This is a genomic window from Bradyrhizobium sp. Leo170 (assembly GCF_004296405.1).
GTDB lineage: Bacteria > Pseudomonadota > Alphaproteobacteria > Rhizobiales > Xanthobacteraceae > Bradyrhizobium.
Map to the genome: position 1 here is coordinate 26,200 of NZ_PSRR01000025.1, position 17,233 is coordinate 43,432.

General features: G+C 63.2%; 19 protein-coding genes. 2 read left to right on the forward strand and 17 right to left on the reverse strand.

Going from position 1 to position 17,233, the window contains the following annotated elements; all coding sequences use genetic code 11:
- Window positions 1-2: 2 nt before the first annotated feature.
- The 11 genes from CWO89_RS07315 to CWO89_RS07365 all read right to left on the reverse strand — a co-directional run bounded on the left by CWO89_RS07315 (window position 3) and on the right by CWO89_RS07365 (window position 10,979).
- Window positions 3-851: a phosphatidate cytidylyltransferase gene (locus tag CWO89_RS07315; protein WP_130577959.1), complete on the reverse strand. Its 849-nt coding sequence runs from the start codon at window positions 849-851 to the stop codon at window positions 3-5.
- Window positions 848-1,606: an isoprenyl transferase gene (locus CWO89_RS07320; protein WP_130577960.1), complete on the reverse strand. Its 759-nt coding sequence runs from the start codon at window positions 1,604-1,606 to the stop codon at window positions 848-850. Before CWO89_RS07320 ends, CWO89_RS07315 begins: the two co-directional genes overlap by 4 nt.
- 14 nt (window positions 1,607-1,620) lie before the next feature.
- Window positions 1,621-2,184 carry a ribosome recycling factor gene (frr, locus tag CWO89_RS07325; protein WP_130229726.1) on the reverse strand — a complete coding sequence of 188 codons (564 nt, stop codon included), beginning with the start codon at window positions 2,182-2,184 and terminating at the stop codon, window positions 1,621-1,623.
- A gap of 211 nt (window positions 2,185-2,395) precedes the next feature.
- The gene (gene pyrH / locus CWO89_RS07330; RefSeq protein WP_130577961.1) at window positions 2,396-3,112 is read right to left on the reverse strand and encodes a UMP kinase; all 717 of its coding nucleotides are present in this window, start codon (window positions 3,110-3,112) and stop codon (window positions 2,396-2,398) included.
- A 66-nt stretch (window positions 3,113-3,178) separates the two neighbouring features.
- Window positions 3,179-4,102: a translation elongation factor Ts gene (gene tsf / locus CWO89_RS07335; protein WP_130577962.1), complete on the reverse strand. Its 924-nt coding sequence runs from the start codon at window positions 4,100-4,102 to the stop codon at window positions 3,179-3,181.
- Between the two features lie 126 nt (window positions 4,103-4,228).
- On the reverse strand, window positions 4,229-5,227 hold the full coding sequence (locus CWO89_RS07340) for a 30S ribosomal protein S2 (protein WP_130577963.1): 999 nt from the start codon (window positions 5,225-5,227) through the stop codon (window positions 4,229-4,231).
- Between the two features lie 172 nt (window positions 5,228-5,399).
- Window positions 5,400-5,630: a type II toxin-antitoxin system RelE/ParE family toxin gene (locus CWO89_RS07345; RefSeq protein ID WP_245475798.1), complete on the reverse strand. Its 231-nt coding sequence runs from the start codon at window positions 5,628-5,630 to the stop codon at window positions 5,400-5,402.
- A gap of 53 nt (window positions 5,631-5,683) precedes the next feature.
- Window positions 5,684-5,950, reverse strand: a complete 267-nt coding sequence (locus CWO89_RS07350; protein ID WP_130577964.1) for a CopG family ribbon-helix-helix protein — start codon at window positions 5,948-5,950, stop codon at window positions 5,684-5,686.
- A 64-nt stretch (window positions 5,951-6,014) separates the two neighbouring features.
- Entirely contained in the window at window positions 6,015-9,461 is a 3,447-nt protein-coding gene (gene dnaE, locus CWO89_RS07355; RefSeq protein ID WP_130577965.1) for a DNA polymerase III subunit alpha, read from the reverse strand.
- A gap of 444 nt (window positions 9,462-9,905) precedes the next feature.
- Complete coding sequence (locus CWO89_RS07360; RefSeq protein WP_245475799.1) at window positions 9,906-10,121, reverse strand: hypothetical protein; 216 nt, start codon at window positions 10,119-10,121, stop codon at window positions 9,906-9,908.
- A gap of 108 nt (window positions 10,122-10,229) precedes the next feature.
- Window positions 10,230-10,979: an outer membrane protein gene (locus CWO89_RS07365; protein WP_130577966.1), complete on the reverse strand. Its 750-nt coding sequence runs from the start codon at window positions 10,977-10,979 to the stop codon at window positions 10,230-10,232.
- Between the two features lie 296 nt (window positions 10,980-11,275).
- Between CWO89_RS07365 and CWO89_RS07370 the strand changes: the two genes are divergently transcribed.
- Window positions 11,276-11,572: a DUF3551 domain-containing protein gene (locus CWO89_RS07370; protein WP_130577967.1), complete on the forward strand. Its 297-nt coding sequence runs from the start codon at window positions 11,276-11,278 to the stop codon at window positions 11,570-11,572.
- 139 nt (window positions 11,573-11,711) lie between these two features.
- Window positions 11,712-12,005 (forward strand): DUF3551 domain-containing protein, encoded by a 294-nt coding sequence (locus tag CWO89_RS07375; protein WP_130577968.1) that lies wholly within the window; start codon window positions 11,712-11,714, stop codon window positions 12,003-12,005.
- A gap of 129 nt (window positions 12,006-12,134) precedes the next feature.
- Here CWO89_RS07375 and CWO89_RS07380 read toward each other — a convergent pair whose 3' ends face one another.
- From CWO89_RS07380 to CWO89_RS07405, 6 genes are all read right to left on the reverse strand, one after another.
- Window positions 12,135-12,713, reverse strand: coding sequence for an ABC transporter ATP-binding protein (locus CWO89_RS07380; RefSeq protein WP_502702895.1), 579 nt, complete (start codon window positions 12,711-12,713; stop codon window positions 12,135-12,137).
- Window positions 12,714-12,721: 8 nt separating this feature from the next.
- Window positions 12,722-14,002 (reverse strand): lipoprotein-releasing ABC transporter permease subunit, encoded by a 1,281-nt coding sequence (locus tag CWO89_RS07385; RefSeq protein WP_130577969.1) that lies wholly within the window; start codon window positions 14,000-14,002, stop codon window positions 12,722-12,724.
- 74 nt (window positions 14,003-14,076) lie between these two features.
- On the reverse strand, window positions 14,077-15,396 hold the full coding sequence (gene proS, locus CWO89_RS07390; RefSeq protein ID WP_130577970.1) for a proline--tRNA ligase: 1,320 nt from the start codon (window positions 15,394-15,396) through the stop codon (window positions 14,077-14,079).
- Between the two features lie 301 nt (window positions 15,397-15,697).
- The gene (locus CWO89_RS07395; RefSeq protein ID WP_130577971.1) at window positions 15,698-16,228 is read right to left on the reverse strand and encodes a copper chaperone PCu(A)C; all 531 of its coding nucleotides are present in this window, start codon (window positions 16,226-16,228) and stop codon (window positions 15,698-15,700) included.
- A 31-nt stretch (window positions 16,229-16,259) separates the two neighbouring features.
- Window positions 16,260-16,763: a TlpA family protein disulfide reductase gene (locus CWO89_RS07400; protein WP_130577972.1), complete on the reverse strand. Its 504-nt coding sequence runs from the start codon at window positions 16,761-16,763 to the stop codon at window positions 16,260-16,262.
- Window positions 16,760-17,233, reverse strand: a 474-nt coding sequence (locus CWO89_RS07405; RefSeq protein WP_130577973.1) for a sialidase family protein, incomplete at its 5' end; no start/stop codon positions are given. The genes CWO89_RS07400 and CWO89_RS07405, both read right to left, overlap by 4 nt.

The following is a 17,233-nucleotide window of genomic DNA, read 5'->3' on the forward strand; positions in this document are numbered from 1 at the left end:
CCTCACCAAACCATAAGACCGCGGCCGACGCCATCCGCGCCGCCCCGCAAGAAGCCGAAAATTGCGGCAACGGCAACCGCGGCGACGAAGCCGTCCAGCCGGTCCATCAGCCCGCCATGGCCGGGAATGAGATGGCTGGAATCCTTCACGCCGAACCGCCGCTTCACCGCAGACTCGAAGAGATCGCCGAACTGGGAGACCACCGACAGCACCGCGCCCAAGACCAGCACCGGCACAACCGCGCCGAGGCCGAACACCGCAAAGCCCGCCGCGACGACGAGGCTACCAACGAAGCTGCCGACCGCGCCCGCCCAGGTCTTCTTCGGGCTGACCCGTGGCCAGAGTTTTGGGCCACCAATGCTGCGTCCGGCGAAATAGCCGCCGATGTCGGTCGCCCAGACGACCAACAACACGAACATCAGCGCCACAAAGCCTTCTTCCGGATCCTGTCGCAGCACGACCGAGGCGACTTCCGCGACGGCGGCGTAGCAAAATCCTGCTATCGTCCACCGACGTTGCTCGGATGAAATCACGGCGACCACGATCAGCCCGACCGCCAGCACCGATAGCGAGGCGTCAAGCCGCCCTGCCCCGAGACAGAGCCCCGCTGCCGCCAGCGCAAGTGCACCGGCCACGGTCACGCGCAGCGTGTGTCCGACGCCGATGACCATCAGCCATTCGACATAGAGGCCAATCGCGGCGAGCGTGACCAGAAGCGTCCAGAGAACACCGCCGGCATAGGCGATCGCAATCGCAACCGGCGCCAAGACCAGCGCCGCGATGACGCGCATCAAGAGATTGCGCGAGGACGGCTCGCTCGTTGCCGCGGGTGCGGCTTTATCTTGGGTCACGATGCGGTTTTCGCAGCCAGACCGCCGAAGCGGCGCTCGCGTCTAGCGTATTCGGCGATCGCACTTTCCAGCGCCGCCTTGTCGAAGTCCGGCCAATGGATCGGCACAAACACGAGCTCGCTATAGGCCGCCTGCCACATCAGGAAATTCGACAGCCGCTGTTCGCCGCTGGTGCGGATGATCAGATCGGGATCGGGAATGTCGGGCGCGTTGAGATATTGCCCGAGCGCGTCGGCATCGATCGATGCGGGATCGCGCTTTCCTTCTGCGACCTCCTGCGCCAGCCGCCGCGCGGCGCCGGCGATCTCCTGGCGCGAGCCATAGTTGAAGGCGACGACGAGATTGAGCTTGGTGTTTGCCCTGGTCAACTCTTCGGCTTCGTTGAGCAGCGCGCAGATATCCGGCTCGAGTCCCTCACGCTCGCCGATGACGCGCACCCTCACCCCGTCCCGGTGCAACGTCGCCAGATCATTGCGGATAAAGCGGCGCAAGAGGCCGAAGAGATCCCCGATCTCGGTCGCCGGACGCGACCAGTTCTCTGACGAGAACGAGAAGATGGTGAGATAGAGTATGCCGAGTTCGTGGGAGGCGCGCACCACCCGGCGCAGCGCCTCCACGCCACGCCGATGTCCCTCCGCGCGCGGCAGGCCGCGTGCCGCCGCCCAGCGCCCGTTGCCGTCCATGATGATCGCCACATGCAACGGACTGCCGGTTCGATCCGGTCCGGCAGTTGCAGGTGCGGGGGCGTTCGACATCGGCGCTGTCCAAATCAAACGGTCAGGATTTCCTTTTCCTTGGCCGCCAGCAACTGATCGATCTCGGCGATCACGCCGTCGGTCGCCTTCTGCACCTCGGCGGCGAGTCGCTCCTGATCGTCCTCGGAGATCTCGTGATTCTTCTCGAGCTTCTTGACGACATCGAGCCCATCGCGGCGGACATGACGGACCGCCACCTTGGCCGCTTCCGCATATTTATGCGCGACCTTGACGAGTTCCTTGCGACGCTCGGCATTGAGTTCGGGAATGCGCAGCCGCAGCACTTGCCCTTCGGTCGCAGGGCTGAGGCCGAGATTGGAATCGACGATCGCCTTCTCCACCGCCTTGACCATCGTCTTGTCCCAGACCTGCACCGAGAGCAGCCGCGGCTCGGGCACGCTGACGGTGGCGAGCTGGTTGAGCGGCATGTGCGAGCCATAGGCCTCGACCTGGACCGGCTCCAGCATCGACGCCGCGGCACGGCCAGTACGCAGACCGCCCAATTCGTGCTTGAGGGACTGGGTCGCACCTTGCATACGGCGCTTCACTTCGTTGATGTCAAAACCAGGCGTGGGCATGACGCTCTCCCCTTCCTCTGGATGGTCCGATCAGGTGGGATCGGATCGTGATCTCATCTCTTCGCTTGGGCATGATCTCGTCGAAAAACCGGTTCCCGCTTTTCCGGATCATGCCCTATTCTTTGTTTGAGCATGATCTTTTCGGAAAACCGGTTTCCACTTTTCCGGATCATGCTCGAGAAACCAACCGCCATGCCGCAACGCCCAAGCGTCAGCCGGCGACGACCGTACCGTGGCCCGTGCCGCGCAGGATGGCGCCGATCGAGCCAGGCTCGGCGATCGAAAACACAATGATAGGCAGCGACGTCTCGCGGGCAAGTGCGAATGCGGTCGCGTCCATCACCTTGTAACCGCCCTCAATCGCCTGCGAATGCGTCAGGCGATCAAAACGTTTGGCCGACGGGTCCTTCTTGGGATCGGCGCTGTAGACGCCGTCGACATTGGTGGCCTTCAAGACCGCGTCCGCGCCGATCTCGGCCGCGCGCAGAACCGCGGTGGTATCGGTGGTGAAGAACGGATTGCCGGTTCCACCGCCGAGCAGAATGATCTTGCCCTTGGCGAGGTATTTGTGCGCCGCACTGCGGGTGAACAACTCGGAGATTTCCGGCATCACGAAGGCTGACAGGGTGCGCGCCGGCGTGCCCTTGCGCTCGATCGCCGATTCCAGCGCGAGGCAGTTCATTACGGTCGCCAGCATGCCCATGGTGTCGCCGGTGGTGCGGGACAGGCCATGGGACGACACCTGCACTCCGCGTACCATATTGCCGCCGCCGACCACGACGGCAATCTCAGTGCCGAGATGGCGCGCCGCGATCAGGTCGTCGGCGATGCGGTCGATGGTGGGCTGGTCGATGCCGAAGGATTGGCTGCCGGCGAGGTATTCGCCTGAAAGCTTGATCACCACGCGACGATAGACCGGCTCAGCCATGATGCTCCCTCATCCCGCGCAAGCAGGTTCCGGCGCGATGGCGCCGGAACCGTTCGATCCACGCGGTTACTTCTTGCCGCTGGCCGCCGCGACTTCGGCTGCGAAATCGGATTCCTGCTTCTCGATTCCCTCACCAAGAGCATAGCGCACAAAACCGGCAATCTTCACCGGCGCGCCGACCTTGCCCTCAGCTTCCTTAACCGCTTGCACCACGGACTTTCCGCTATCGTGGATGAAAGCCTGCTCCAGCAGGCAGACTTCCCTGTAGAAGGTCTTCAGGCCGGACTCGACAATCTTCTCGATCACGTTCTCCGGCTTGCCCTGCTGACGGTACTTGTCGGCGAGCACGTCCTTCTCGCGCCGGACGACGTCAGGATCGAGCCCGGCGGGATCGATCGCCTGCGGGTTGGCCGCGGCGACATGCATGGCGAGCTGGCGGCCGAGCACGGCAAGCTCATCGGTCTTTCCGGCCGATTCCAGCGCCACGATCACGCCCATCTTGCCGGCGCCCTCGATGACGGCGTTGTGGACGTAGCTCGACACCACGCCCTTGCCGACCTCTAGCGAAGCCGCGCGGCGCAGCGTCATGTTCTCGCCGATGGTCGCAATCGCATCGTTGATCGCAGCTTCGACCGTGACGGCGCCGACCTTGGCCGCCTTGATCTTCTCGACGTCGGCGCCGACCTCGAGCGCGACCTGGGCGATCATCTTGACCAGACCCTGGAATTGATCGTTGCGCGCGACGAAGTCGGTCTCGGAATTGACCTCGACGACGACGCCCTTGGTGTCCTTGGTCAGGGCGCCGATCAGGCCCTCGGCGGCAACGCGACCGGCCTTCTTGGCGGCCTTCGACAGGCCCTTCTTGCGCAGCCAGTCCTGTGCGGCCTGCATGTCGCCGGCGGCCTCGGTCAGCGCCGCCTTGCAATCCATCATTCCCGCGCCGGTCGACTCGCGCAGGTCCTTGACCATCGCTGCTGTGATCGTTGCCATCATTGAATTCCTTCTTGCCTGTGAAGCGCGGCGGCGCCCTTAGGGCGCCGCCGCGAGCGACAGGGAATGCCTTGATCTGGGAATTGAAGCGCTGGCCGGAAAGGTCCGGCCGCGCCGCCGTTCAGGTTATTCCGCTTCCGCGGTGAGCGCCTTGGCCTGGGCGACCCAGGCGTCGGCACGGCTCGGCAGACCGACCTGTTCGCCGATCTTGTGGGCGGTGTCGTGATCGAGCTCGGCGAGCTGCCAATAGTGGAAGATGCCGAGATCGTTGAGCTTCTTCTCGATCGTGCCCGACACACCGGTGAGCTTCTTGAGGTTGTCGGCAGTGCCGCGCGGTCCCGGCAGCCCCTGGAAGCCGGTCGTCGCCGACGGCGCCGGGAGTTCTTCCTGCTGCGGCTGGAGGGAGGCGCCGATATCGATGCCGGCATCGCCCTGCGCGCGCGAGATGCCGTCGATCGCGGCCCGCGCGACCAAGTCGCAATAGAGCGAAATCGCCCGGCCAGCGTCGTCGTTGCCCGGCACCACAAAGGTGATGCCCTTCGGGTCCGAATTGGTGTCGACGATCGCGGCGACGGGGATGTTGAGCCGCTGCGCTTCCTGGATCGCGATGTCTTCCTTATTGGTGTCGATCACGAAGATCATGTCGGGCAGGCCGCCCATGTCCTTGATGCCGCCGAGCGAACGGTCAAGCTTGTCGCGCTCGCGCTGCAGCGTCAGCCGTTCCTTCTTGGTGTAGGAATTGGCTTCGCCGGACGAGAGCACCTCGTCCAGATGACGCAGCCGCTTGATCGAGGCCGAGATCGTCTTCCAGTTGGTCAGCGTACCGCCGAGCCAGCGCGAATTGACGAAATACTGCGCCGAGCGCTTGGCCGCATCCGCGACCCCGTCCTGCGCCTGACGCTTGGTACCGACGAACAGGATGCGGCCGCCCTTGGCGACGGTATCGCTGACCGCCTGCAACGCACGGTGCAGCATCGGCACGGTCTGGGCGAGATCGATGATATGGATGTTGTTGCGGGCGCCGAAAATGTACTCCGCCATTTTCGGGTTCCAGCGGTGGGCCTGGTGGCCAAAATGCACGCCAGCTTCCAAAAGCTGACGCATGGTGAAATCGGGTACCGACATCGTTTTGATTCTCCGGTTGGTTCCTCCGGAAACGTGTGAGCAAGCGAGCCTTCTCGGCCCGGCTGCCACCGGACGGCCTTCTAGAGCCATGTTTCCGTGTGAGATGGCGCGCTGTATAGCGCGATTTCCGCCAGAAGCAAGGAAAATGGGCGGATTTGGGGGCGTCCCCCCTTTAAAGGGTCTCGGGCCACCGCCAGGCGCCGTGAAATACCCGCAAAACCTGCACGGTCTGGCCCGCCACACGATAGGGCACAATATACGGCGTCATCGGAATCACCAGTTCTCGCGTTCCTGGAACCCGGCCCGGCCTTTCCATTTCGGGATTATCGGATAGCAGCATCTCCACATCGTGCATGATGTAGAGCACAATACGCTTCGCCGCCGCGGGGGCTGCTCTGCTCAATATAGGCTCGTATCGCGATCAGGTCCTCGACAGCTTCAGGGGACCAGACGCGCTCATGTCCGCTTGGGAAACGGCTTTTCTTTGCCGCTACCCCACGATGTCACCCAGTCTTTGACCTCGTCGTGCGAAATTCCCTCGCCGCGATCGAGTGACGCGATCGCTCGCTTGACGCCCGCAATCTGCCATTCGTTGACGTCGAGATACTCGTTGATCGCCTCGGCGGCGAGAAAGGAACAGCTGCGCCCGGTGCTCTTGGCCAGCTTTTCCAGCCGCTTCTTTGCCGCGAAATCTACGCGCACTGTGAAGGTGGTAGAGGCCATATCTCACCCGATGTACCAGCTCGTGTACAAATAGACACAGACCGCCCGATCCGCGATCCGGCGCTCATAGCGTCTCGACCATCTCGACGCCGCTGACCGCCTTGATGGCGCCCGCGATCTGCGGGGACACCTGGAAGCGGCCTTCGAGCTTGAATTCGACTTCGGTCTCCAGATCGAGCCGCAGCACCAGCGCGACATCGCCGGCGGTGCCATTGCCGGGCTGCAGGCGCTTGGCGATCGAGTCCAGCGGCTTGGTGTCGCGCAGGAAGATGCGCAGGCCCTTTTGGGTCTTGGCGGCTGCGGCATCGAGCGGCTCGGCATGCAGCACGCGGGCGCGGACGTCCTCGCCCTGCAGTTCGGCGCCGAGTTGCAGGAGCACGGCGGCGCCCGGCTCCAGCACGTCGCGGTATTGCGCCAATCCTTCGGAAAACAGCACCGCTTCGAAATGGCCGGTGGGATCCGACAGGCCCATGATGCCCATCTTGTTACCAGTCTTGGTGCGCCGCTCCATGCGCGACACCACCGTTGCCGCGACCTTGCCCGCGGTCGCACCTGTCTTCACCGCGCGCGAAAACTCGGCCCAGGACTGCACGCGCAATCGCTTCAAGGCTGTGGCGTAGTCGTCGAGCGGGTGACCCGAGAGGAAGAATCCGATGGCGTCATATTCGCGTCGCAGCCGATCCGCCGGCAGCCACTGCTCGACCTGCGGCAGCACGATGCTCGGCGCGTCCGAAAGCCCGCCGAACATATCGTTCTGGCCCGATGTCGCGGCTTCATGGCTCCGCTGGCAGGCGGCGAGGATCGCATCGGCGCCGGCGAAGACGCGGGTCCGGTTCGGGTCGAGCGAATCGAAGGCGCCGGCGGCGGCGAGGCTTTCGATGATGCGCTTGTTGATCGCGCGCGGGCTCACGCGCGCCGCGAAATCGGCCAGCGACGTGAAGGCGCCCTTCTTCCGCTCCTCCACGATCTGCTCGACCGCCTGCAGGCCGACGCCTTTCAGCGCGGCCAATGCGTAGTAGATGGTGTTGCCGCCGACGTCGAAGGTTGCGCCGGAACGATTGACGTCGGGCGGCTCGACCTTGATGCCGAGCCGCTGCGCCTCGGAACGGAATTCGGAGAGCTTATCCGTGTTGTTGAGTTCGAGCGTCATCGACGCTGCCAGGAACTCCACCGGATAATGCGCCTTCATGTAGGCGGTCTGATAGGACACCAGCGCATAGGCCGCGGCGTGGCTCTTGTTGAAGCCGTAGTCTGCGAACTTGGCGAGCAATTCGAAGATCGTGTCCGCCTGCCCTTTCGGCACGCCATTCTTGACCGCGCCAGCGACGAAGATCTCGCGCTGTTTCTCCATCTCGGCGCGGATCTTCTTACCCATGGCGCGGCGCAGCAGGTCGGCCTGGCCGAGCGTGTAGCCCGCCATCTGCTGCGCGATCTGCATCACCTGCTCCTGGTAGATGATGACGCCGAACGTCTCTTTCAGGATCGGCTCGAGGATCGGATGCAGATATTCCGGCTCTTCATCGCCGTGCTTGCGCGCGCAATAGGTCGGGATGTTGGCCATCGGGCCGGGGCGATAGAGCGCCACCAGCGCGATGATGTCCTCGAAACGGTCCGGCCGCATGTCGATCAGCGCGCGCCGCATGCCCTGGCTTTCAACCTGGAACACGCCGACCACATCGCCCCGCGCCAGCATTTGGTAGCTGTCGGCATCGTCGATCGGCAGCGTCGCCAGATCGACGTGCACATCGCGCTGCTTGAGCAGCCTCACGGCGACATCAAGCACCGTCAGCGTCTTCAGGCCGAGGAAGTCGAACTTCACCAGCCCCGCCGGCTCAACCCATTTCATATTGAACTGGGTCACCGGCATGTCGGATTTGGGATCGCGGTAGAGCGGCACGAGCTCGCTCAAGGGGCGGTCACCGATCACGATGCCGGCGGCGTGGGTCGACGCGTGTCGGGTCAGGCCTTCCAGGCGCTGCGCGATGTCGAAGGCGCGCGCGACCACCGGATCCTCGTCGCGGAAAGCCTGCAGCTTGGGTTCGCCCTCGATCGCCTGCGCCAGCGTCACGGGCGCGGCGGGATTCTGCGGCACCAGCTTGGTCAGCTTGTCGACCTGGCCATAGGGCATCTGCAGCACGCGGCCGACGTCGCGCAGCACGCCGCGCGCCTGCAGCGTACCGAAGGTGATGATCTGCGCCACCTGGTCGCGGCCGTAGCGCTCCTGCACATAGGAGATCACCTCGCCGCGGCGATCCTGGCAGAAGTCGATGTCGAAGTCCGGCATCGACACGCGCTCCGGATTGAGGAAGCGCTCGAACAGCAGGCCGAACCGGATCGGATCGAGATCGGTGATAGTCAGCGCCCAGGCAACCAGCGAACCTGCGCCGGAGCCACGGCCCGGCCCGACCGGAATGTCGTGCGCCTTGGCCCATTTGATGAAGTCGGAGACGATCAGGAAGTAGCCCGCATAGTTCATGCGGTTAATGACATCGATCTCGAAAGCGAGACGCTTCTGATAGTCCTCTTCCGTGATGCCCGGCGACAAACCGTGGATCCGCAGACGCCTCGCGAGCCCCTCCTCGGCCTGGCGCATCAGCTCCGCAGCCTCCTCGCTTGCCGCATCGGACCCCGATCCCGCGCCTACAGTGAAGCGCGGCAAGATCGGCTTGCGCGTCTTCGGCCGGAACGAGCAGCGCTCGGCGATCTCAACCGTCGACGCCAGGGCTTCCGGAATATCCGCAAACAGCACCGCCATCTCGGCGCGCGTCTTGAAGCGGTGGTCGGGCGTGAGCTGCTCGCGATCGGTCTCTGCGATCAGCCGCCCGCCGGCAATGCACAGCAGCGCATCGTGGGCCTCGTAGTCGTCGGTGCTCGCGAAATAGGGCTCGTTGGTCGCAACCAGCGGCAGGCCCTTCGTATAGGCAAGATCGATCAGGCCGGCCTCGGTGCGGCGCTCCTTGTCGATGCTGTGGCGCTGCAGCTCGATATAGAGGCGGTCTCCGAACAGGCTTGCCAGGCGGTCGCAACGCGTGGCGGCAAGGCTGGCGTGATCGGCCGCGAACGCAAGCGTGATCGGTCCGTCCGGACCGCCGGTCAGCGCGATCAGGTCCTCGGCATCGTCCGTCAGCCAGTCGAACTTGATATGCGGCAACTGGTGGACGGGCGTCTCCAGGAACGCCCGCGAGTTCAGCCGCATCAGGCTGCGATAGCCGCGTTCGCGCGCGGCGAGCAGCACGATTCGGGCCGGAGCGCCGGCCAGCACACTGCGCGAATTCGGATCGACGTCGCCGAAATCGATCACGAGCTCACAGCCGACGATAGGCTGGATGCCATAGCCGGCCATCTTGTCGGAGAATTCCAGCGCGCCGAACATGTTGTCGGTGTCGGTCAGCGCCAGCGCCGGCTGGCGGTCCGCCTTGGCAAGCTCGCCGAGCTTGGCGATCTTGATCGAACCCTTCAGCAGAGAATAGGCCGAATGAACGTGAAGATGGACGAATCCGGCACTGGGCATGGGTGCTTCGAAGGGCCTTGGTTTGGTGGAGGAACGCAACCGCCGGGCCTGGGCACAAGGCCGCCGATCCCGACTCGCCATTCAATGGTGATGCGTCCGATCCCCGGAGTCCACGCCGAACGCGCCATCGTGATGCGGCGTCCCGCTTTTCCCCAACGGATGGCAACCGATGGCGGCCGACGAAATCGGCGCGCCCCCTCCTCCCCGCTCAGAACTGCGGAATCAACTGCGCCCAGACCGCGATCATCCCAATGAACAGCGTGATCGATGCCAGCGCCGCCGCCTCTTCGACGAAAATCTTCAACATCGGCCGTCTCCTTGATGAGAACATACGAAGAACATTGTTCCTCATTTGTTCCTGGAGTCAAGGCCGAGCATCGGGTTGGCGCGGAGAATCGAACGCGAATGAAGCGGGTGGTTAATGCGCGGCCGCAACCGGCAAAGTCATCCGAACACTTTTTCTGGTTGGACCGTCAGCCTGTGAGCGACGTAGGGCTTCTCGCTGTAGCGCTCGAGGAGTTCGTCGCAGACCAGGCAACGGAATTCCCCCGGCTGGCCGGGAAGCGAATCGACCTCGATGCGGCGGTAACCGGCTTCGCATCTCGGACATTGCACGTCGGATTTCAGCATGGCGCTGACGATGCGCCGCGATCGCGGCATTTTCGCGCCGCGCGCCGAGAATGATCAGGGGCCGACCGACGGCAAACCAAGAAAAAAGCCCCGGGCAAATTGCCCGGGGCTGATTGTGCCGCGTTGGTTTCGCGAGGATCAGTACTTCGCGATAAGCGGAGCGCCGCCGAAGCCGAACTTGTAGTTCAAGCGGACGGTGACGAGGTCGGCGTCCTGCTTGATGTCGTCGATACGCGTCACGCCGAGAATCGGGCTGACGAAGGTGTGGCTCTCGGTGTCGAGGAACAGATGGTTGTATTCGACGCCAGCCGACCAGCCGGGAGCGAAGGCGAATTCGACGCCGGCGCCGACGGTGCCACCCCAACGGGTCTTTTCGACGCTATCAAGGGTCACGCCAAGGACCGAGCCCTCGTGCTTGCTGTTGGTGACCGCAGCACCGCCCTTCGCGTAGAGCAGCACGTTGTTCCAGGCGTAACCGACCTGGCCGGTGATCAGGCCGAAGGCATCGATCTTGGAGCGATTGGTGACAGCAGGTGCAATGAGGCTGACGTTCGAGCCGCTGAAGTCGGCCCAGTTGCCCTGGCCTTCGACACCGAACACCCAGTTGCCGGCCTGCCAGCGATAGCCGAGCTGGCCACCGACCGTACCGCCGGTCGCATCATGGGAACCTTCACCGACGCCGAAACCGAAGACCGACGTGTTGGTCCAGGTGTTGTGGCTCGAGCCCCAGCCGCCGTTGACGCCGATGTAGAAGCCGCTCCAGTCGTAAATGGCGGCGACCATCGGCGGAGCCTTGGTGTAAGGACGCGCGGCGAGATCCGCGGCGACCGCGGGCGCAGCGGCGCCAAGGGCGACCAAGCTCGCCGTTACAAGCAAAACCTTTTTCATTTTTATTTCCCGTTCCAGATGTGATGACCCCACGGTCTTCACGCGCCTCAATAAACAGGGTTCCTCAAAATTGCTGTAACTTGGCTGCAACAGATGCGGTGAAACGATTCTGACGAAAACGTGAGTTAATGTTGTATTACTTACACTTAGCCCCGAAGATCGTACCGTTCCCCTGCCACAAAAAATTCACACTTCGGCCTTCGCCACACTCCTTGTGTTGCATATTTGTTTGACGTCCTCTCGGTTGTACGGCTTGGATCGGCTGACGAGCGACGAGCTGCGATCAAGGAGAAGAGATGCGCAACGTAATCTTGGTTTTGTCCGCGGCCGCGGGGATCGGCACCCTTGGAACCGCGCCGGCCGCAGCGGTCGGCACGCGCTATCCATTCTGTATCCAGGGGAACGAACATCCCGGGCTCAGCAACTGCACCTTCACCAGCTACGAGCAATGCCAGGCAACGGCGTCTGGGCGCTTCCTGTGGTGCGTTCCCAACCCCTTCTATGCCGGCGACAGCAACGGCCGGCGGGCTTCGCGCCGTCCTCTGCCGCCGCCCCAGCCCGTAGTCCCCTTCTTCGAGCCTTTCAACGATTGAGTCGGAGCGCACCTCCGCTCCGCGAAGGGCAAATGATCGGCGCGGGAACGTGACTTGACGGTCCCGCCCGCGAATACTCTGTTCCGAGTGGGGTTAGCGATGGGAGGACGGAATAGTCGTCCTGACGCGGGAGGAACCGATGCGCATTCCGATGTTGGCGATCCTGACGCTTGGCGCGGTCGCGGCGGCATCATCCGCCCGCGCGCAGATCTATGACCCGAATTATCCGGTCTGCCTGCACGTCTACGGCCCCGTCACCTACTACGAATGCAGCTACACCTCGCTGCCCCAATGCGCGATGTCCGCGTCGGGCCGGGCGGCCCAATGCGTGGTCAATCCTTACGCGGCCAACGCCTACCCTTATCCTTACGCGGCTAACGCGTATGTCGATTCGTCACCGCGGCGTCACAAACGCTATCGCCGGGCCTACTGAACCCCTGTCCTTAATCAAGCTCGACCACCTGCCCGTTCGCCAGCGACACGCGGCGGTCCATTCGGGCGGCAAGGTCCATGTTGTGGGTCGCGATCAGCATCGCCACCCGCGTCGCCTTCACCAGTTGCATCAGCGCGTTGAAGACGTGGTCAGCAGTCTGCGGATCAAGGTTCCCGGTCGGCTCGTCGGCCAACAGCGCCCGTGGCGCGTTCGCGACCGCGCGCGCAATCGCGACCCGCTGCTGCTCACCGCCGGAAAGCTCGCCGGCCGATGCTTGATGCGGTCGCCGAGGCCGAGATAGGACAAGATCTCGGTCGAGCGTTTCACGGTCTCGGAGCGTTTGAGGCCGCGGATCATCTGCGGCAGCATCACGTTCTCCAGCGCGGAGAATTCCGGCAACAGCCGGTGCGACTGATAGACGAAACCAATATCGGTGCGGCGGATCTGGGTGCGATCGATATCCGACATTTGCGAGGTCGGCGTGCCCCCGACATAGACTTCGCCGTCGTCGGGGGTCTCGAGCAGGCCCGCGATGTGCAGGAGCGTCGATTTGCCCGAGCCGGACGGCGCCACCAGCGCCACGGACTGTCCCGGCCACAGCGCGAGCTTGGCGCCGTCCAGAATCGTCAGCGTCGCCTCACCCTGCCGGTACTGGCGCTTGATGTCGTGGAGATAGATGACCGGCACATCTTGCGCCCCCTCCGCCATCTCAGCCCTCACTCGTAGCGCAGTGCTTCGACGGGATCGAGCCGCGCGGCCCGCCACGACGGATAAAGCGTCGCCAAGAACGACAGCGTCAGCGCCATGATGACGACGGCCGTGGTTTCGCCGAAATCGATCTCGGCCGGCAGCTTCGACAGGAAGTAGAGCGTCGGGTCGAACAATTCGGTGCTGGTGAGCCAGGACAGGAATTGCCGGATCGATTCGATGTTCACGCAGATCAGCATGCCCACGAGGAAACCGACGATGGTGCCCACGACACCGATCGAGGCGCCCGTGATCAGGAAGATGCGCATGATCGATCCTTGCGAGGCGCCCATCGTGCGCAGGATCGCGATATCCTGTCCCTTGTCCTTTACCAGCATGATCAGGCCGGAGACGATGTTGAGCGCCGCGACCAATACGATCATGGTCAGGATCAGGAACATCACGTTGCGCTCGACCTGCAGCGCGTTGAAGAAGGTCGAGTTGCGCTGCCGCCAATCGACCAGGAACACCGGCCGTCCCGCGGCTTCCGTCACGGTCTTGCGAAACGTGTCGATGCGATCGGGATTGGTGGTGAATATCTCGATCGCGGTGACGTCATTGTTGCGGTTGAAATAGGCCTGCGATTCCGCAAGCGGCATGAACACGAAACCCGAGTCATATTCGGACATGCCGATCTCGAACACCGCCGCGATCTTGTAAGGCTTTATGCGCGGCGTCGTCCCCATCGGCGTCACCGCACCGCGCGGGGCCACCAGGGTGATGCTGTCGCCGGCATGCAGCGACAATTGATCGGCCAGGCGGCGGCCGATCGCGACCCCCTGCCCTTCGTCGAAATTCTCGAGGCTGCCCTGCTTGATGTTCTTCGCGATCGAGAACAGGTTGTTGAGATCTTCCGCCCGCATGCCACGCACGAGCACGCCGGAGGCATTGAAGGCGGAGGACGCCAGCGCCTGGCCGTCCACCACCGGCGCCGCAAGCCGGACACCCTGCACCTGGCTGATGCGCTCGGCGACATCCTTCCAGTCGGTGAGTGGCGATTCCAGCGGCTGGACCAGGAGATGGCCATTGAGGCCGAGGATCTTGTCGAGCAATTCCTTGCGGAAGCCGTTCATCACGGCCATCACCACGATCAGCGTGGCGACGCCGAGCATGATGCCGAGAAAGGAAAAGCCGGCAATCACGGAAATGAAACCTTCCCTGCGACGCGCCCGCAGGTAACGTCCGGACAGCAGCCATTCGAAGGGCGCAAAAGGCGGGGTGCGGACTTTTTCGGTCATGGCCTCATCCATGTGTCGATAATCCCATGATTCGGGGCCAAATGTGGCCGGACTGGCCAACCGCACGCGGGTGCGGTGGATAAACGCTATCCCGCGATCTTCACAAGCGCGTCGTCGAGCGTGAGGTTCTCGCGCGTGCCGTCGCTGCGCCGCTTGATCTCGACTTTGCCTTCGGCAAGGCCTTTCGGGCCGACCAGGACCTGCCAGGGGATGCCGATCAGGTCGGCGGCGGCGAATTTCGCGCCGGCGCGCTGATCAGTATCGTCATAGAGCACGTCGACGCCCTTGGCCTTCAAATCCGCGTAGAGCTTTTCGCAGGCCGCATCAACGGCGGCATCGCCCTGCTTCAGGTTCAGGATCGCCGCCTTGAACGGCGCAACCGCTTCCGGCCATTTGATGCCGGCATCATCGTGGCAGGCCTCGATGATGGCGCCGACCAGCCGCGAGACGCCGACGCCATAGGAACCGCCATGGATCGGCACTTCCGCGCCGTCGGGGCCCGCGACCAGCGCCTTCATGCTGTCGGAATATTTGGTGCCGAAATAGAAGATCTGGCCGACCTCGATGCCACGCGTATGCACCCGCTTCTCCGCCGGCACCTCACTCTCGAAGCGCGCGGCGTCATGGACGTCCTCGGTCGCGGCATAGACCGAGGTCCACTGCTTGATGATGTCAGTGAGATCGCCGTCGTAGTCCACATCATCGGGCGGAATCGGCAAATCGAGCACGTCGCTGTTGCAGAACACGCCGGACTCGCCGGTCTCCGCCAGCACGATGAATTCATGGCTCAAGTCGCCGCCGATCGGCCCGGTTTCGGCGCGCATCGGGATCGCCTTCAGCCCCATCCGCGCAAACGTGCGCAGGTAAGCGACGAACATCCTGTTGTAGGTGCGCCGCGCGCCGGCCTCGTCGAGATCGAAGGAATAGGCGTCCTTCATCAGGAACTCGCGGCCGCGCATCACGCCGAACCGCGGGCGCTGCTCGTCGCGGAACTTCCACTGGATGTGATAGAGATTGAGCGGCAGGCTCTTATACGACTTCACATAGGCACGGAAGATTTCCGTGATCATTTCTTCGTTGGTCGGCCCGTAAAGCAGCTCGCGCTTGTGGCGGTCGGTGATGCGCAGCATTTCCGGGCCGTAGGCGTCGTAGCGGCCGCTCTCGCGCCAGAGGTCGGCGAGTTGCAGGGTCGGCATCATCAGTTCCAGCGCGCCGGCGCGGTCCTGCTCCTCGCGCACGATCTGCTCGATCTTCTGCAGGACCTTGAAGCCGAGCGGCAGCCAGGCATAGATGCCCGCGGCCTCCTGCCGGATCATGCCGGCGCGCAGCATCAGGCGATGCGAGACGATCTCCGCCTCTTTCGGGTTTTCTTTCAGGATAGGCAGGAAAAACCGCGACAATCGCATGGGCGCACTCAGGAATCAGTTGAGGAGGCAAGAGAAACGCAGTGAAACCGGATCGGATACGAAAACACAAGGCCGGTACTTGCGAAAAAGCCGCCAAATAAGCCGATTTGCGGGCATTGCGCCGATTTGTAATGAGATCGCCGGGGGTGGGTAAAGCAAACCTTACCGGACGTTCACCCTAAATCTGGCCGACCTGTAGGGTGGGCAAAGCGCAGCGTGCCCACCATCAAACATTCCACTCGTAGCGGTGGGCACGCTGCGCTTTGCCCACCCTACAACCTCAAGCGCCTCTTGCCCGGCCTCACATCTTGCTGCCGGAATGATCGTGCGACTTCTTCATCTCCATGTGACTGCCATGGTCGCCGCCCGGCGCCGTCGCTCCGACAGCCTGCACGTCGAGCGACAATGTCACCTTGCCCGCCTTCTCGAATTCGAGCGTGACCGGCACTGTGTCGCCCTGCTTCAGTGGATTCTTCAGGTCGAACATCATCAGATGATAGCCGCCGGGCGCGAGCTTGACGGTCTTGCCGGGCTCGATCACGAGACCCTTCTCCAACGGGCGCATCTTCATCACGCCGTTCTCCGTCGCCATCTCATGCACCTCGAGCTTGCCGGCGATATCGCCGGAGGCCCCCACCAGCCGGTCCGGTGACGAGCCCTTGTTCTCGATCGTGAGATAGCCGCCAGCGACCTTCGCGCCGCTCGGCGTCGCCCGGCTCCAAGCCTGGCTGATGACGAGATCGCCGGCCTTGATGTCTTCGGCCTGCGCCGGGACACCGAGCAAGATGGCCAGGAGAGGAGCGAGCGTAATGATGGAAGAGCGTTTTTTCATGTTGTTCTATCCCGTATTTCAGATTGACTTGTTATCTTGATCCCGTCGTCGCGGCCTGTCCTTGTGCCCATTTGTCGAGCTCCGGCATCTCGGCCGCTCCCTCGATCGTCGTGACTGCGCCGCCGCGCGCGATCAGCATCGTGCGCGGAATATCGCCCTGCCAGGCCGGATCGATTTCAAATCGCAGCCGATCGGCAAAGCCATCGCTGAACATCCAGTTCTCGGCCGCGGAGAGCCCCGCTTTCTGCAGCATCGATTGCGTCGCCTCCGGGAGATTGGGCACCAGGTCCGCACTGATCGTGACCACATCGATTCCAGGATGGTCCTTCATGAACTTGCCGAGTTGGGGTAACTCGACCTTGCACGGACCACAGGTCACGCCCCAGAAATGAACCAGGGTAGGACGACCGGCGTGTGAACGCAGAATCTGCTGCCAGCTTCCGCGTTCGAATAACTTGAGCTCGGCGTCCTCCGCGGTTGCTGCGGCGGAAAGCGTCCCCAACAGAAATGCTGCGGCAAGCAGTTCGCGTTTCATGGCTCTCTCTCGATTGGTTGGAAACGGTATCCATCGGCCTTCGTCATCCAGGAGAGATAGATTCGCCGGCTGTCCGAGACGAGCAGCGGATGGTCGGAATTGTCGGTCGTGCTGGCGATCACCCTGGATGTCGACCAGGTCGCTCCATCATCCTGTGACGTCATCAGCTTCACCTCGGTCTTCTCGCCGTCGAACTCCTTCCAGACCATCACAAGCCCATCCGGTCCGGCGATGACCTGAGGCCGCGACGGGCTTCGGCCAGGCTCGCCGATCGGCAGTGGACCCGAGAAGGTTTTCCCGCCGTCGGTCGAGCGCGCATAGAACAGCCCCTTACGCGCCTTGCCGTTCGTGTACCAGGCGACATGATAGGTTCCGTTCGGCGAGATTGACAGGCTCGGTCCGTGATGCGGGCAGGCCGCGATTTGCCAGTCATCCCGGCTGACGCGGTGAACCTCCCCCGGCGAGGCCGG

Coding starts and splice junctions, on each gene's coding strand:
- CWO89_RS07340 (WP_130577963.1), bottom strand. CDS start 5,227: ATGTCGGTACCCGATTTCACCATGCGTCAGCTTTTGGAAGCTGGCGTG.
- frr (WP_130229726.1), bottom strand. CDS start 2,184: ATGCCCACGCCTGGTTTTGACATCAACGAAGTGAAGCGCCGTATGCAA.
- pyrH (WP_130577961.1), bottom strand. CDS start 3,112: ATGGCTGAGCCGGTCTATCGTCGCGTGGTGATCAAGCTTTCAGGCGAA.
- CWO89_RS07365 (WP_130577966.1), bottom strand. CDS start 10,979: ATGAAAAAGGTTTTGCTTGTAACGGCGAGCTTGGTCGCCCTTGGCGCC.
- dnaE (WP_130577965.1), bottom strand. CDS start 9,461: ATGCCCAGTGCCGGATTCGTCCATCTTCACGTTCATTCGGCCTATTCT.
- CWO89_RS07375 (WP_130577968.1), top strand. CDS start 11,712: ATGCGCATTCCGATGTTGGCGATCCTGACGCTTGGCGCGGTCGCGGCG.
- tsf (WP_130577962.1), bottom strand. CDS start 4,102: ATGGCAACGATCACAGCAGCGATGGTCAAGGACCTGCGCGAGTCGACC.
- proS (WP_130577970.1), bottom strand. CDS start 15,396: ATGCGATTGTCGCGGTTTTTCCTGCCTATCCTGAAAGAAAACCCGAAA.
- CWO89_RS07370 (WP_130577967.1), top strand. CDS start 11,276: ATGCGCAACGTAATCTTGGTTTTGTCCGCGGCCGCGGGGATCGGCACC.
- CWO89_RS07395 (WP_130577971.1), bottom strand. CDS start 16,228: ATGAAAAAACGCTCTTCCATCATTACGCTCGCTCCTCTCCTGGCCATC.
- CWO89_RS07360 (WP_245475799.1), bottom strand. CDS start 10,121: ATGCCGCGATCGCGGCGCATCGTCAGCGCCATGCTGAAATCCGACGTG.
- CWO89_RS07385 (WP_130577969.1), bottom strand. CDS start 14,002: ATGGATGAGGCCATGACCGAAAAAGTCCGCACCCCGCCTTTTGCGCCC.
- CWO89_RS07320 (WP_130577960.1), bottom strand. CDS start 1,606: ATGTCGAACGCCCCCGCACCTGCAACTGCCGGACCGGATCGAACCGGC.
- CWO89_RS07380 (WP_502702895.1), bottom strand. CDS start 12,713: ATGGCGGAGGGGGCGCAAGATGTGCCGGTCATCTATCTCCACGACATC.
- CWO89_RS07400 (WP_130577972.1), bottom strand. CDS start 16,763: ATGAAACGCGAACTGCTTGCCGCAGCATTTCTGTTGGGGACGCTTTCC.
- CWO89_RS07350 (WP_130577964.1), bottom strand. CDS start 5,950: ATGGCCTCTACCACCTTCACAGTGCGCGTAGATTTCGCGGCAAAGAAG.